The 14,723-nt window shown below is 68.0% G+C and carries 12 protein-coding genes; 5 read left to right on the forward strand and 7 right to left on the reverse strand.

Annotated features, from left to right (window positions below; genetic code table 11):
• The first annotated feature begins 75 nt into the window (after positions 1 to 75).
• Entirely contained in the window at positions 76 to 1,038 is a 963-nt protein-coding gene (locus ACFQ2D_RS00705) for a TraB/GumN family protein (RefSeq protein WP_280941687.1), read from the forward strand.
• Between the two features lie 22 nt (positions 1,039 to 1,060).
• Here the strand turns inward: ACFQ2D_RS00705 and rnfB are convergent, their stop codons facing one another.
• The 5 genes from rnfB to ACFQ2D_RS00730 form a co-directional block, all read right to left on the reverse strand.
• Positions 1,061 to 1,495: an Rnf electron transport complex subunit RnfB gene (gene rnfB, locus ACFQ2D_RS00710; RefSeq protein WP_280941688.1), complete on the reverse strand. Its 435-nt coding sequence runs from the start codon at positions 1,493 to 1,495 to the stop codon at positions 1,061 to 1,063.
• Between the two features lie 64 nt (positions 1,496 to 1,559).
• Entirely contained in the window at positions 1,560 to 3,677 is a 2,118-nt protein-coding gene (gene metG, locus ACFQ2D_RS00715; RefSeq protein WP_280941689.1) for a methionine--tRNA ligase, read from the reverse strand.
• 123 nt (positions 3,678 to 3,800) lie between these two features.
• Positions 3,801 to 4,238 carry a DUF2147 domain-containing protein gene (locus ACFQ2D_RS00720; RefSeq protein WP_280941690.1) on the reverse strand — a complete coding sequence of 146 codons (438 nt, stop codon included), beginning with the start codon at positions 4,236 to 4,238 and terminating at the stop codon, positions 3,801 to 3,803.
• A gap of 59 nt (positions 4,239 to 4,297) precedes the next feature.
• Positions 4,298 to 6,334 (reverse strand): alpha/beta hydrolase family protein, encoded by a 2,037-nt coding sequence (locus ACFQ2D_RS00725; RefSeq protein WP_280941691.1) that lies wholly within the window; start codon positions 6,332 to 6,334, stop codon positions 4,298 to 4,300.
• Positions 6,335 to 6,453: 119 nt separating this feature from the next.
• Positions 6,454 to 9,489, reverse strand: coding sequence for a TonB-dependent receptor plug domain-containing protein (locus ACFQ2D_RS00730; RefSeq protein ID WP_280941692.1), 3,036 nt, complete (start codon positions 9,487 to 9,489; stop codon positions 6,454 to 6,456).
• A gap of 178 nt (positions 9,490 to 9,667) precedes the next feature.
• On the opposite strand from ACFQ2D_RS00730, the gene ACFQ2D_RS00735 reads away from it, so the two are divergent.
• The 4 genes from ACFQ2D_RS00735 to ACFQ2D_RS00750 all read left to right on the forward strand — a co-directional run bounded on the left by ACFQ2D_RS00735 (position 9,668) and on the right by ACFQ2D_RS00750 (position 13,536).
• Positions 9,668 to 11,299 (forward strand): tetratricopeptide repeat-containing sulfotransferase family protein, encoded by a 1,632-nt coding sequence (locus ACFQ2D_RS00735; RefSeq protein ID WP_386795505.1) that lies wholly within the window; start codon positions 9,668 to 9,670, stop codon positions 11,297 to 11,299.
• A 24-nt stretch (positions 11,300 to 11,323) separates the two neighbouring features.
• Entirely contained in the window at positions 11,324 to 12,181 is an 858-nt protein-coding gene (gene apbC / locus ACFQ2D_RS00740) for an iron-sulfur cluster carrier protein ApbC (protein ID WP_280941694.1), read from the forward strand.
• Positions 12,182 to 12,398: 217 nt separating this feature from the next.
• A complete protein-coding gene (dcd, locus tag ACFQ2D_RS00745) occupies positions 12,399 to 12,971 on the forward strand; it encodes a dCTP deaminase (protein ID WP_280941695.1) in 573 nt (190 codons plus the stop codon).
• A 64-nt stretch (positions 12,972 to 13,035) separates the two neighbouring features.
• On the forward strand, positions 13,036 to 13,536 hold the full coding sequence (locus ACFQ2D_RS00750; protein ID WP_280941696.1) for an RDD family protein: 501 nt from the start codon (positions 13,036 to 13,038) through the stop codon (positions 13,534 to 13,536).
• A gap of 15 nt (positions 13,537 to 13,551) precedes the next feature.
• Here the strand turns inward: ACFQ2D_RS00750 and ACFQ2D_RS00755 are convergent, their stop codons facing one another.
• Complete coding sequence (locus tag ACFQ2D_RS00755; RefSeq protein WP_280941697.1) at positions 13,552 to 13,980, reverse strand: HIT family protein; 429 nt, start codon at positions 13,978 to 13,980, stop codon at positions 13,552 to 13,554.
• A gap of 10 nt (positions 13,981 to 13,990) precedes the next feature.
• Positions 13,991 to 14,665, reverse strand: a complete 675-nt coding sequence (locus tag ACFQ2D_RS00760) for a dienelactone hydrolase family protein (protein WP_280941698.1) — start codon at positions 14,663 to 14,665, stop codon at positions 13,991 to 13,993.
• Positions 14,666 to 14,723 lie beyond the last annotated feature (58 nt).

Consider the following 14,723-nt stretch of genomic DNA (forward strand, 5'->3'; position numbering starts at 1 on the left):
TGCGCGCGACCGGTCACATCCCCACGGTCTTCGGCGTCTGGAACGATGCCAAGCCCAATCGAAAAGGACAGATCGATGCGTCTTCGCCGCAATGCCCGCCGCTCCTTCCGCAGCGCCCTCGCGCTCGCCACCCTGCTGGCCCTCGCCGGCGCAGCCCATGCCGATGCGGCCCGCGAGCAGGCGCCCGTACCGCTGATGTGGAAGGTGTCCGACCAGGACAGCTCGCTGTACCTGCTCGGCTCGTTCCACCTGCTCAAGCCCGCCGACTATCCGCTCTCGCGCGACATCGACGTCGCGCTCGCCGATGCGGAACAGGTGGTGTTCGAGATCCCGCCCGAGGAGCTGGGCTCGCCGATGCTGGGCATGCAGATGGGACAGGCGGCGCTGCGTACCGACGGCACCGGCCTGGACAGCGAACTGCCCGAACAGACCCGTCAGGCGCTGGCGGAGTGGACCCGGGCCAACGCCGCGCCGCTGGAGGCGATGAAGCTGCCGGCGCAGGCGCTGCAGATGTTCGAGCCGTGGTTCGTCGGCCTGATGGTCACCGTGGTGGAGATGGGCAAGGCCGGCCTCGACCCGACGCTGGGCCTGGATACCCATCTCGCCCGGCGCGCCGGCGAAACCGGCAAGGCGACCGCGGGCCTGGAAACGGGCGTCGAGCAGATCGCGTTTCTCGACGGCATGGATCGCGCCGAACAGCTGCAGTTCCTGCAGCAGGCGCTGGAGGGGGCCGCCGAAGGCCCGGCCGAGATCGACAAGCTGCACTCGGCCTGGCGCAACGGCGATGCCGCCGCGCTCTGGGAGGGCATGGCCGCGGACATGCGCCGCGAATTCCCCGACCTGTACCGGCGCATCAACGTCGAACGCAACGCGGCCTGGGTCCCGAAGCTCGAGGCCAAACTGCAGGCACCGGAGGGCGACGACGTGCTGGTGGTGGTCGGTGCCCTGCACCTGCTGGGCGAGGACGGCGTGGTCGAGCAGCTGCGCGCCAAGGGCTACGAGGTCGAGCGGATCTGCTCCGCCTGCTCGAAGGACTGAACGCCCCCGCGTCCGGCGTCGCTCAGGCGCCGGACGCCGCTTCCATCACGATGCAGTCGACCGGGCAGGCGGGGACGCACAGTTCGCAGCCGGTGCACAACGTCGGCAGCACCGTGTGCATCAGCTTGTTCGCGCCGACGATCGCGTCGACCGGGCAGGCCTGGATGCATTTGGTGCAGCCGATGCAGTCGGCCTCCACGATCAGCGCGACCTGCGGCGGCGACTGCAGCCCGCGGCCGCGGTCGTAGGGCAGGGCGGGCACGCCGAGCAGGCGGGCCAGCGCAAGCGCACCGGCATCACCCCCGGGAGGACAGTGGTCGATGCCGGCCTCGCCCCGGGCCATCGCCTCGGCATACGGCCGGCAGCCCGCGAAACCGCACTGGCCGCACTGGGTCTGCGGCAGCAGGCGGTCCAGGCGTTCGACGAGGTCGGGGCGATCCGGCGTCTGCGTGCTCACGCCAGTCGCCTGCCGTGGGAGCCGGTCCGCGCGCGGTGCATGGGGTTCGGCCGCCCGGGTTCCTTCAGCGCACCGGCATGCCGGGCTCGGCGCCGGCATCGGCATCCAGCAGGGCCAGCGCGCCGCCGTCGAAGCCGGCCGACAGGATCATGCCCTCGCTCAGCCCGAAGCGCATCTTGCGCGGCGCGAGGTTGGCGATGAACACGACCTTGCGACCGACCAGGGTGTCCGGTTCGCCGTAACTGGCGCGGATGCCGGAGAAGATCTGGCGCTGGCCGAGCTCGCCGGCGTCGAGCAGGAAGCGCAGCAGCTTGTCCGAGCCCTCGACGAAGCCGCACTCGAGCACCTTGCCGATACGCAGGTCGAGCTTGGCGAAGTCGTCGATGCCGATATAGGCCGGCGCGTCGCCAGCGGCCTGCGCGAGCGACGCCTCCTTGGCGGCGTCCTTCGCGGCGGCCTTGGCGGGCGTGGCGTCCACGTGAGCGGCGAGGGTGTCCTTGCTGGCGTCGGTCATGGCCTGGATGTGCTTGGGGTCGATGCGGGTGAACAGGGGAACGTAGGACTGCAGCGTGCGGCCGTCGAGTTCGACGAAGGCGCCCGGGCGCAGGCCGTCGACGCCGAGGTACTGCTCGACGCGCGCGACGATGCCCGGCAGCACCGGCTTGAGCATGCCCGCGATGTCGGCGAAGGCCTGCAGCGAGGTGCCCAGCACCAGGTGCAGGTCGGCGCGGCGCGCGGGATCCTTGGCCAGCGCCCAGGGCGCGGTCTGCGCGATGTACTCGTTGACGCTGTCGGCCGCGGCCATGGCGCTGCGCGCCACGGCCGCGAAGTTGCCGGCTTCGTAGTCCGGCGGCGCCGTCAGGCTGGCCTTGCGCACGCCATCGCGCACCGCGCGCGCCTGCGCCGCCCAGCCTTCGCTTCCGCCTTCGGGCGTGCCGCCGGGCAGGACGTTGCCGAACTGCGTTTCCAGCAACTTCGCGCAGCGACTGGCGATGTTGACGAACTTGCCGACCAGGTCGCTGTTCACACGCGCGACGAAGTCAGACAGGTTGAGGTCGACGTCGTCCACGCCGCCGGAGGACTTGGTGGCGAAGTAGTAGCGCAGCGCTTCGGGATCGAGGCCGCTGTCGAGGTAGGTGCGCGCCATCACGAAGGTGCCGCGCGACTTCGACATCTTCGCGCCGTCGACGGTCAGGTAGCCGTTGACGTGCAGGCGTTCGGGCAGGCGCAGGCCGTTGCCCGACAGCACCGCCGGCCAGAACAGGCCGTGGAAGTTGACGATGTCCTTGCCGATGAAGTGGCGCAGCTCGGCGTGCTCGCCGGGCGCCAGCAGCCCGTCGAACGCCGCCTCGTCGAAACCGGGTTTGCGGCCGCTGCGAGCCAGCGCCAGCAGGCTGGAGAAGTAGCCGATCGGGGCATCCAGCCAGACGTAGAAGTACTTGCCCGGATGGCCCGGGATCTCGAAGCCGAAATAGGGCGCGTCGCGCGAGATGTCCCAGTCGCGCAGGCCGCCCTCGGCGTCGATCCACTCGCGCAGCTTGGCCTTGACGCCGGGGATGGCGACGTCGCGCTCCAGCCAGCCGCGCAGCGTCTCGGTGAAGTCGCCGACCCTGAAGAAGAAGTGCTCGGATGCGCGCAATTCCGGCGTCGCGCCGGAGACCACCGAGCGCGGGTTCTTGAGCTCGGTCGGCGAGTAGGTCGCGCCGCAGTTCTCGCAGTTGTCGCCGTACTGGTCGTCGGTGCCGCAGACCGGGCACCTGCCCTTGACGTAGCGGTCGGGCAGGAACATCTGCTTGACCGGATCGTAGAGCTGCTCGATCGAGCGACGGTCGATGTGGCCGCCGCGGTCGAGCGCGGCGTAGAAGCGCTCGGTCAGTTCGCGGTTCTCGTCCGAATGGGTCGAGTGGTACCAGTCGAAGTCGACGCGGAAGTCGCCGAAGTCGCGCTGCTGGCTGGCCTGGGTAACCTTGATGAACTCCTCGGGCGCCACGCCGGCCTTTTCGGCCGCGAGCATGATCGGGGTGCCGTGGGTGTCGTTGGCGCAGACGAAATGCACCTCGCCGCCGGCCATGCGTCGCGCCCGCACCCAGATGTCGGCCTGGATATAGCCGACCAGGTGGCCGATGTGCAGGTGCCCGTTGCCGTAGGGCAGGGCGCTGGTGACGATGGCGGGGCGGGGCATGGCGCGGCGTTCTGCGAAGGGGCGCCGATTATCGCATGGCCGCCGGAGCGCCCCTGCGCCGAACCCGGGAAACGGAAAGGCCCGGCGCGATGGCCGGGCCCCTGGCGCCTGCCTGGCGCGGCGCTACTGCCGCAGCCAGACCTGCGACTTGCAGATGAACGCGACACAGCCCGACACCTCGAGCTTGCTGCCGCCTTCGATCAGCTCCATCTTCGACTTGTACACCTTGCCCTCGTCGGGCTTGAGGATGGTGCCGCCGGCGTAGTCCTCGCCGTCGCGCCGCATGCCGCGGATGATCTCCATCCCGGTGATCGGCTTGTTCTTGCGATCGTCCTTGCACTTGTCGCAGGTGGGATTGGGACGGCTCGGGTTGAGCAGCTCGACGATGCGGCCGCTGAGGCTGCCGTCGGCGTTCTGGCTGATCTCGACGATCGACTTGGCCTGGCCGGTGTCGCCGTCGATGGTCTTCCAGCGGCCGACCGCGGGGTCGGCGGCGAGGGCGGAGGCCGCCATGAGCAGGGCGGATGCGCCCCCGAAAAACTGGATGGAACGACGAGCCATGGGTGTACTCCGGTAGAACCTGATGGGATGTATCACATGAGACCCGAATGCCGACCGGATCACAGTCCGCCGCCGCCGCAGTCGTTCACGAGGTAGTCCTCGATCAGGCCTAGCTGCCGGGTCATGATCCCGCGCGTCCATGCAGGGCCATGGCCGTAGTCCTCGATTTCGTGATAGACCACAGGATGCGCGGCGGACTTGGCGCGGGACACGAACCATTGAGACTGCTCGACCGGTACCGTCTGGTCGCGAACACCGTGGTAGACCATCAGCGGGATCTTGATGTCGCCGGCCCGGTCGAGGGGACTCAGACCCTTCACCGTGTGTGCCTGCGCCTGGCGGAAGAATGGGTTGCTGTAGAAGCGGGCCCAGATGCGGTTGATGTCGGTTACGCCAGCGCCGGCGATGGCACACTTGTAAATGCCGTTGGGCCGTACCGACGCTGCGAAGGCGGAGTAGCCGCCATAGGAGAAGCCGAACATCGCGATGCGGCCCGGCGCTGCGATTCCCTGGTCGATCAGCCACTTCGCGCCATCGTCCTTGTCATCCTGCATCTTCTGGCCCCACTCCATGTCGCCCGCCATCCAGAGCTTGCGACCCCAGCCGTCAGAGCCCCGGAACTGCGGCCGCAGTACCGCCATGCAACGCGATGCCATCAATGGCACCCACATCGATCCGTCGAAGTCCATCGTGTCGCGCGACCAGGGGCCGCCATGGGGATGTACGACCGCCGGCCACGGACCCGCGCCGCACAGCTCGCCGTCCGGGCGGGTCAGGAACGCCGGAACCTGCAGACCGTCGCGTGCAGGGTAATAGACGAGTTCGGTTCGGCCCAGCGCGGCGGTGTCGATCTGCGGATACGACTTGGCCAGCAGCGACAGTGACCCGTTGCGGAACAGGTAGTACTCCGGCGGATGAGAGGCGCCGTCCACGCTCAACAGCATGGTGGACAGGTCCGGCGTGAAATCGATAACACGGTAGCTCTTCTCCACCGGGTACTCGACGCTGGCGCGGCTGCCGGTCGCCGGGTCCACGAGTTCGGTGCGCTGCAGGCGGATGCCGAGCGCCTGGCGCAGACCCGCGTCGAGAGCCCGCATCCGCGGCGAGACCCATTCCACGTCGTCGCCGCGCGGACCCTCGTAGCCGAGACCGAGGATCTCGCCGAACCCTTCGCCGGCGCTGAGGTAGGGATTGACGATGACCCGGCCCGCGTTAAAGAAGGCGTGCTGGAACAGCACTTCCTTGCGCTTCTTCGCGGCGATGTCGTACTCGAAAATGCTCGACTTGTCCTGGCCCTCATTGCTCTGGATGAAGGCGATGTTCGGATCGCTGCCGAATCCGACGATCTGGGTCTGGTCGCGGTTCTTCACGTAGGACCGGAAGTGCTCCTCCCACGTACCGGACTGGGGATTGCGGAACTCTGCCGCGATGTAAGCGCCGGTGCTGTCGGTCCTGGTCTGCAGGCGAGCGCGCAGCTCGCCGGCCAGGTCAGTCACATAGCCCGCCACGTCTTCGCCGGTCATCTGGATGCGCGACGAGGACATGTTGCGCAGATCCACGCGGAAGACATCGCCACCCGAGCTGCCGATGTTGTTGATCACCAGGATGTGGTGCGGATCGTTGGGCAGGCTGTCGAGCACCGTCGGACTGGTCCTTGACTGCGCCAATTCCTCTTCGCGGCTCCGAGGGCGCGGAAGCGGCAGCGGTTCCTTCCACTGCTTGCCGGCTAGGTCGGTGATCATGAGCTTGCTGAGGAATGTCTTGACCACGCGCTCACCGCGCAGGTCGAACGGTTGCCAGAGCGATACCGCCAGCCTGTCGTTCTTGATGAAACTCACCCCGGTGAACTTCATCTTGTCAGAGCCGATCAGCGTCGGCGCCTGGTCGAGCGCGTCGGACCGCCACACGGCGATGTAACGGTCTTCGCCCTCGGCGCGTAGCGCAGCGATGTGCTTGCCGTCAGGCGACATGGTGAAACTGGAAAACGCCGGGAACGCGCCGAGCTGTTCGACTGTGGGCGTGGCAGGTGTCGCGGCCTGCAGCGGGCCGGTCGCGGCGGCAGCCGCGAACGACAGGGCAACGAGGATGTGCTTCATCGAATCCGTCTGTATTGGCTGGACCACCGCGAGCGTACATGATCGGCAGTGCGACAGAAAGAAGGCCGCCACCCTCGCGGATGGCGGCCTTTTTCAGCTTGCCGGCAGTGCGGCGGGCGTCAGAACGACTTGGTCAGGTTGAGGAAGAAAGTCCGACCGAAGAAGTCGTAGCCGCTGTACAGGGGGGCGTTGCCCAGCGTGTTGGTGTAGGCCGAGATGATCGGCGGCTGCTTGTCCGACAGGTTGCGGACACCGACGCGGGCCGACCAGTCGTCGCCCGAATACTGCACCGACGTGTTGTAGGTGAAGTAATCGTCCGTTTCCATCAGGTAGGTGTCCCGGTAGTCGGTGTCGAAGTACTCGTCGTAGTAGTCGTAGTCGTTGGTGCTTTCGACCCAGTCGACGCCGCCGAACAGGAACCAGTTCTTCACCCGGTACGAGAGTTCGAGCTGCCCCGTGTACTGCGGAGCGGCAACGGTGCCGGTGACATTGCGCAGCGGATCGGTCGGGAAGGTGCGGCCTGCCTGCGTCAGGTAGTTCGACACCAGGGCGGTAGCGCGGAAAGTGCCCGGTCCGATGTCACGCACGTAACGCGTGGTGAAGTCCCAGCCGCGTACCACGCTCTCGGAGATGTTCACGTAACCCGTGGTCACCGACAGCGCGTTGTTGGGGCCGCGACTGGCCAGGCTGCAGAAGCCGGCGTTGGAACTGAAGTCCGCCGGCTGGCTGTCGTAGCACAGGTTCAGCACCTGCTGGCCACCAAGCCGCGCCACGCCGTTGTCGACCTTGATGTCGTAGTAGTCCGCAGCGAACGACAGGTCGCCGAACCATTCCGGGAACTCCGGCTGCAACACCAGGCCGGCCGTGACCGCCACTGACGTCTCCGCCGCCAGGCCGGTTTCGGCACCGCCGCGGGTAATGACCGTGACGCTGTTGGTCTGGTTGAAGTTGTTCGGCAGGTTCAGGCTGGCACAGTTGATGTAGCGCGGGGTGCTCGGATTACGCGACGCCCAGTTGTTGCAGGGGTCGATGTTGGCGCCGAGGAAGCCACTGGTGGCGCCCAGGAACTGCTCGAACAGCGCGGGCGCGCGGAACGAGGTGCCACGCGACGCACGCAGCGACAGCCAGCTCACCGGCGTGTACAGCATGCCGACCTTCCAGGTGGTGTCGTCGCCGTACGAGTCATAGTCCGTGTAGCGGCCGGAGAAGTTGAAGGTCAGTTCCTGCGCGAACGGCAGGTTCGACAGGACCGGCACCTCAATTTCGGCGTATGCCTCCTGCACCGAGTCCGTGCCGCGTGTCGGCTGCGAGGCGGTGAACCCGTACAGGTTGTTTGCGATCGAGTTCGGGTCCGGCGTGTCGTCGATCTTCTGCTCGCGGTACTCGAAGCCGAAGGCCGCGCTCACCGTGCCGTACGGCAGGTCGAACAGCGGGCCGTTGACCCCGGCGTTGAAGGTCGATTCGGTGTACAGCGTGTTGCCGCGGGTGTCGTCCATGATCCAGTCGCGGTACTCGGCCGGCAGCTGGCCACCGATCACAGCGCCCGTCAGGACCGGTGCGGCTACGCAGCCGCCGGCCGGATTGCGGCAGGCAAAACCGCCCGCGCCGTCCGGCACGACGTCGAAGCTGCGCGCGATGCGGTCGGTCAGGCGGTTCTCGGTGTAGTAGTCCGCGTCCGAGCGGGCATAGCTGAAGTAGGTGTCGTAGTTCCATTCGGAACCGAGGTCACCGCGCAAGCCCAAGGTGGTGCGGTAGAAGTCGACTTCCTGCCAGTTCTTGTAGATGCCCCAGCCGACGAAGGCGCGGGCGGCGATCGGCAGGCCGTTGGTCGATCCATCGGCCGGCGCATTCGCGAATCTTGGCAGCCAGGACAGGTCGCCCAGCAGCGGGCTGCCGACCGGGTAGTCGATCGTGTGCTGCAGGTAGCCGTTCTGCGACGACTCGCGACGGTGGAACAGGCCTTCGAAGTAGAGCTCGGCATCGCCCAGCGCCTGCAGGTCGAAGCCACCCTCAAGGAATCCGGTGTAGTTCTTGGTCGGCGAGACCAGCGACTCGCGGAGCATCTGCGGGTCGAAGCTGTCACGGCCGTAGACATCCACGCCCTCGAACCCGGCCAGGCCCTGGGTCACGCCGGGGTTCGGGCGCCAGCGGTTGAAGAAGTCCAGACCGCCTTCCCACTCTTCGGGGAAGTAGGTGCCGTAGTAGCCGAGGCTGCCCAGGCCGGGCTGACCGAGAAGGTAGGCAGTCCCCAGGGTATTGATGGTCACGCCGCCGTTGTCAATGGTCCAGCACTTGGGCTGGCCCGTCACCGGATCGATGTAGTCGTCGGCGCCGTAGCTGCCGTCGGCATTGCGGCCGACCAGCGGCAGCGGGCAGTTGCTGGCCCAGTCGCGGTCGCCGAAGGTCATCTCGGCGCGCTGGTAGATCTCCATCGAACCGGACACGCGCCAGCGGTCGCCGGTCTTGCCGAGCATGATGCCGCCGCGGGTTTCCTCGCCGCCGCCGTCAGCCGTGGCGTTGTGCTGGAAATCGACGGTCACGCCATCCACCTTGGGCTTGGTGATGATGTTCACCACGCCGGCCACCGCGTCGGAGCCGTAGATGGAGGATGCGCCGTCCTTGAGGATTTCGATGTGGTCGATCGACATGTTCGGCAGAACGTTGAGGTCTGCAGAACCGACCGAGCCCCGCGAGCCCGCAGGCGACACGCGCCGGCCATTGAGCAGGAGCAGCGTGCGCGTCGCGCCCAGGCCGCGCAGCGACAGGGTGTTGACGCCGGGACCGCCGTTGACGACGAACCCACCGTAAGCGTTGTTGATCTGAGACGACCCGCCGGTCACCGAGTTGCTCTGCAGCACGCCTGCAGTCGAGCTGAAGCCGGCCGCCGTGGTCTCTTCACGGGTGATCACCTGGACTGGCGAGACGGAGTTGAAGGTATCGCGACTGATGCGCGAACCGGTGACGACCATCCGGTCGAGGACCTGGACCGGCGCGCCCTCGGGCGTGGTGGTCTCTTCGACGTCCGTGCCTTCTTGCTGCGCATCCTGGCCCGCCTCCTGGGCGAACGCCGTACCGGCCGGCAAGAGCAGCACTGCTGCCAATGCAAGCGTGAGCTGGTTCCGGGTGAAACCGCTGGACCTGTTGGTCAACCTCATTTAAATCCCCTTTAAATCAAGCGCTTGTGAAAGAAGTGGCCTGTGCTTTGCCCTCCTTGCGCTCGATCCTAACATTAAATTAGCAATGAATGACCGCTCCCTTAACGAAGGTGTCACGGCCGGGGAGTTCACGGCGCCGCTGGAGTAGGTCTTGCGCTGCGCCTACACTGCCCGGCCGATGAATACCTCTTCTCCTGCGCCGCGGCCGACGGGTAGCACACCGGCTGGTGCCACGCTTGATCAATCACTTGCGAGTGGAATCTCCCTGTTGCGGCAGGGTCGGTTCGGCGAAGCCGTGCGCCACGGCGAAGGGATGGACGCGCAGTGGCCGAGCCACCCCCGGGTCCTCGCGTTCCTAGCCGATGCCTGTCAGGCGGATGCAGATCCGGTCGCCGCGCTCGCCTGGATCGAACGGGCGATCGCGGTGGAGCCCGCCATCCGCCATCTGATCAAGAAGGCCTGGCTGCTCTCGGCGGCCCTGCGCCGCGACGAGATTCCGGCCCTCGCCGAACGGATTCTGGCCCAGGCCACGCGCGAGAATGCCCCGGCCCTCGTGTACTGGCAGGTGGCGAGGCTGTACTACCTGCATAACCGGTTGCGCGAATCGATCGACTGCTACGAGCGCGCGCTGCGTCTGGAGGACCGTCCGGACTGGAGCTACAACCTCGCGCTGGCGCAGTTCTACGCGGGCGATGCAGCGCAGGCGGAAGCGGGGCTGGAGAAGCTGCTGGCGCGGTCGCCCCAAGCCGGGACGGCGATCTACCTGCGCTCGGTGCTACGCCGGCAGAAGCCCGAAGACAACCACGTGGACGACATCCGTGCGCGCATCGCTGCCGGGTTCGCCAAGCCTGACAACGAGGCGGCCGCGCTGTACGCGCTGGCGAAGGAACTCGAGGATCTCGGCGAACACGGACAGTCGTTCGACGCGCTGCAGGCCGGCGCGTCGCGCAAACGCGCTGGACTCCAGTACGACATCGGGGCGGTGGTCCGCGGCCTGGGCGAGATCACGGACACGATGGACGCGACTGCAATGGCCGGCGCGACGCATGGCTGCAACGAGGCGGGTGCGATCTTCATCGTTGGCATGCCGCGCACGGGCACCACGCTTGCGCAACGGCTGCTGATGCAGTCTGGCAAGGTGGGCGATGCGGGCGAACTGCTCGACTTCGGCTTCCACCTGACCGCGGAGGTGGAGCGGATCCGCCGCCGCGATCCGGGGCTGTCCCCCACGCAGGCCGCGTTGCAGGCCGACCTGCAGGAGGTCGGGCGCCGCTACATGCTGGGCGCGCGGCAGATGGCCCATGGCGCCGACGTCTTCATCGACAAGTTGCCGACGAACTTCATGTACTGCGGGATGATCCGCAAGGCTCTGCCTAACGCGAAGATCATCCACCTCGTCCGCGATCCGCTGGACAGCTGCTACGCGATCTTGAAGACGCTGTTCTTCAGTGCGTACGAGTTCTCGTACGACCAGGCCGAGCTCGGCGATTACTACGCTGCTTACGTGCGGATGATGCGCCACTGGCACGCGGTCATGCCCGGCGGGATCCTGGACGTGCGCTACGAGGACCTGGTGACCCGTCCGGAGGAAGAGTCCAGGCGGATGTATGAGTGGTGCGGGTTGGAATGGACGCCGCAGGTGCTGGCGACCCCGGCCAGCGACGTCGCGTTCTCCACCGCCAGCGCCGCGCAGGTGCGTGAGCCGGTCCATTCGCGCTCTGTGAACAGTTCGCGGCGGCACCTCGATCGCTTGGGACCGCTGGTCGACCGGCTGGTCGCCGGCGGCGTTTCCGTCGCACGGGATGCCTGACGCCGCGTCCCGGGAGTGCTTTCCATGTCCAAGTCCATGATCCAGGTGCGAGCCGTACAGGGTCGTCTGACGCCGTTGCCGGCGATCCGCAACATCCTCGCCATCGGCTCGGGCAAGGGCGGGGTCGGGAAATCAACGACCTCGGTGAACCTGGCCCTGGCGCTGGCCGCCGAGGGCGCCCGCGTCGGCGTGCTGGACGCCGACGTCTACGGCCCCAGCATCCCGACCATGCTCGGGCTGTCCGGCAAGCCGGACAGCCCTGACGGCAAGTCGATCCTGCCGATGCGCGCGCACGGGATCGAGGCGATGTCGATCGGGCTGCTGGTCGATGCCGACACGCCGATGATCTGGCGCGGGCCGATGGCCACCTCGGCGCTGACCCAGCTGCTCAACGACACGCTGTGGGGCGGCGAGGAGGGCCTGGACTACCTGGTCGTGGACCTGCCGCCGGGCACCGGCGACATCCAGCTGACCCTGGCGCAGAAGATCCCGGTCGCCGGCGCGGTGGTGGTCACCACGCCGCAGGATGTCGCGACGCTGGATGCGCGCAAGGCGCTGCGCATGTTCGAGAAGGTGGAGGTCGCCGTGCTCGGTCTGGTGGAGAACATGGCCCAGCACGTGTGTTCGAACTGCGGGCACGTCGAGCACCTGTTCGGCCACGGCGGCGGCGAGCGCATGGCCGCGCAGTACGGGGTGCCGCTGCTGGGTTCGCTGCCGCTGGAGATCGCGATCCGCGAACAGGGCGATGCGGGGGTGCCGGTGGTGGCTTCGGCGCCGGAGTCGGCCGCCGCGACGGCGTACCGCCAGACCGCGCGCCGGCTGGTGGAGGAGCTCGAGAAGCGGCCACGCGCGCCGCGCAGCATCTCTGCGTCGCTGCTCTAGGAGAGCGCGGCGCCGGCGGGTTGCCCTCCATGCTGAGGCTGCGGCATCCCCGACCGGTAGCGCCCCACCACACATTGCGGCCGCACCGTGGGCCCAGCCATTGGCCAGCGCGGGGGAAGGCCGCGTGCTGGGGGCATGATGGCGCGCCAAGGTTCCTGCGGTCGCGCAAGCCCCCTACAATGCGGCGATTGGCCGCGAAGGCCGCAGGGAACCGCGCATGAGCATCAAGAGCGACCGCTGGATCCGGCGGATGTCGGAACAGCACGGCATGATCGAGCCCTATGAGGCCGGCCAGGTGAAGGAGGCGCAGGGCGGTCGCATCGTCAGCTACGGCACCTCGAGCTATGGCTACGACGTGCGCTGCTCGCGCGAGTTCAAGGTCTTCACCAACATCAACTCCACGATCGTCGATCCCAAGCACTTCGACCCGAAGAGCTTCGTGGACATCGAGGCGGACGAGTGCATCATCCCGCCCAACTCGTTCGCGCTGGCGCGCACGGTCGAGTACTTCCGCATCCCGCGCGACACCCTGGTGGTCTGCCTGGGCAAGAGCACCTACGCGCGCTGCGGCATCATCGTCAACGTGACCCCGCTCGAGCCGGAATGGGAAGGGCACGTGACCCTCGAATTCTCCAACACCACGCCGCTGCCGGCACGCATCTACGCCAACGAGGGCGTGGCACAGATGCTGTTCTTCCAGTCCGATCCCGACGACGTCTGCGAGACCTCGTACAAGGACCGCGGCGGCAAGTACCAGGGCCAGCGCGGCGTCACGCTGCCGCGCACCTGACGCGGCAGCGTGCGCGGTCGGCGCGGCCGACCCGCTTTTCCACCATCCACGCAGGGAGGCAGTCATGGAACAGCACAATCCGTACGGAAGCCCCGAGGCGGCCGTCGCCGACCTCGCCCACGGCAATCTCGCCGGCCGCGGCGAGCGGCTGGGCGCGGCGATCATCGACACCATCATCCTGCTGGTGGTGATGGTGCCGCTGATGCTGGTGGGCGGCTACTGGCAGATGGCGATGGCGGCCGGCGGGGAGGTGCCGTTCGGCGCCGCGCTGTTGTGGGCGGCGATCGGCTTCGCCGTCTTCGCGGCCGTGCAGTGGTATCCGCTCGACGCCGGCGGCCAGACCTGGGGCAAGCGCCTGCTCGGGATCCGCATCGTCGACATGACGGGCGCCAAGCCCCCGGTCGGCCGCCTGCTGCTGGTGCGCTACCTGCCGGTGCACGCGGTCGGCAACGTGCCCGTCGTCGGCATGGTGCTGGGCCTGGTCAACGTGCTGCTGATCTTCCGCGGCGACCGCCGCTGCGGACACGACCTGGTCGCCGGTACCCAGGTGGTGAGGAACGGTTGACCGCCCCGCGGCGGCTCAGCCGCGTAGCGCTGCGTCGAGCAGGCGGATCCGCTCGACCAGCGCTTCGGGAGAGTAGGGACGGGCCGCCACCCGGCCCCAGACGGGCGCCGGCCAGGCCGGGTCGCCTTCGAAGCGGGCGATCACGTGCACGTGCAGCTGCGGCACCAGGTTGCCCAGGGCGGCCACGTTGAGCTTGAACGGCTGGAACACGCCGCGCAGGAGTCGCGCGGCCAGGTCGATTTCGTCGGTGAGCAGGTGGCGCTGGGCGGCGTCCAGGTCGACGAGTTCGCGGGCGCCGGCGACGCGAGGCACCAGCACCAGCCACGGGTAGTTGGCATCGTCGAGCAGGCGCAGGTCGCACAGCGCCAGCGAAGACAGCGGGTGGGTGTCGACCGCCAGTTGCGGATGCAGTTCGTAGTGGTCGGGTTCTGGATGCCTGGCCATGCGGACTCCTTCAGCCCAGGACCGATGCGAGGAAATCGAGGCTGCGGCGGCGCGCCAGGGCCGCGCTCTCGGGATGGAAATGGCGCGGATCGACGTCGCGGTTGAACGCATGCCCGGCGCCGGGATAGACGTGGACGACGGCGTCCGGCCAGGCGTCGCGGTGCGCCTGGACGTAGTCCGGCGGGGTGCTCTGGTCGTCGGCGCCGAAGTGGAACAGCATCGGAGCGCCGAGCGCCTCGCCCAGGTAGGGCTGCGAGCGCGCGCCGTAGTAGGCCACGGCGGGCAGGCCGAGCCGGGTATTGGCCAGCAGGGCGACGCTACCGCCCCAGCAGAAGCCGACCACGGCCGCCTTCAGCCCCTCGCCCAGCAGCAGCTCGGCGGCGGCCCGGGTGGCGTCCACGGCCCGCTCGATGCCCAGTTGGCCGACCAGCTCGCGGCCGCGCGCGAAGCCGGCCTCGTCGTAGCCGAGCTCCACGCTGCGCGCCACCGGGTCGAACAGGGCGGGGGCCAGCGCCACATAGCCGGCCGCGGCATAGCCCTCGACCACGCTGCGGATGTGCTCGTTGACCCCGAAGATTTCCTGCAGGACCACGATGCCCCCGCGTGCGGCGGCGCGGTCCGGCGGATCGGCGCGCCAGGCGTCGATGGCGCCATGCGCGGTCTGGATGACGATGTCGCGGCCCATGGCGGGCTCCCTGCGGGCGTGGGGCGATTCTAGCCGAGGCTATAATTCGCGGCCCGTG

Source organism: Luteimonas composti (assembly GCF_042678665.1).
GTDB lineage: Bacteria > Pseudomonadota > Gammaproteobacteria > Xanthomonadales > Xanthomonadaceae > Luteimonas > Luteimonas composti.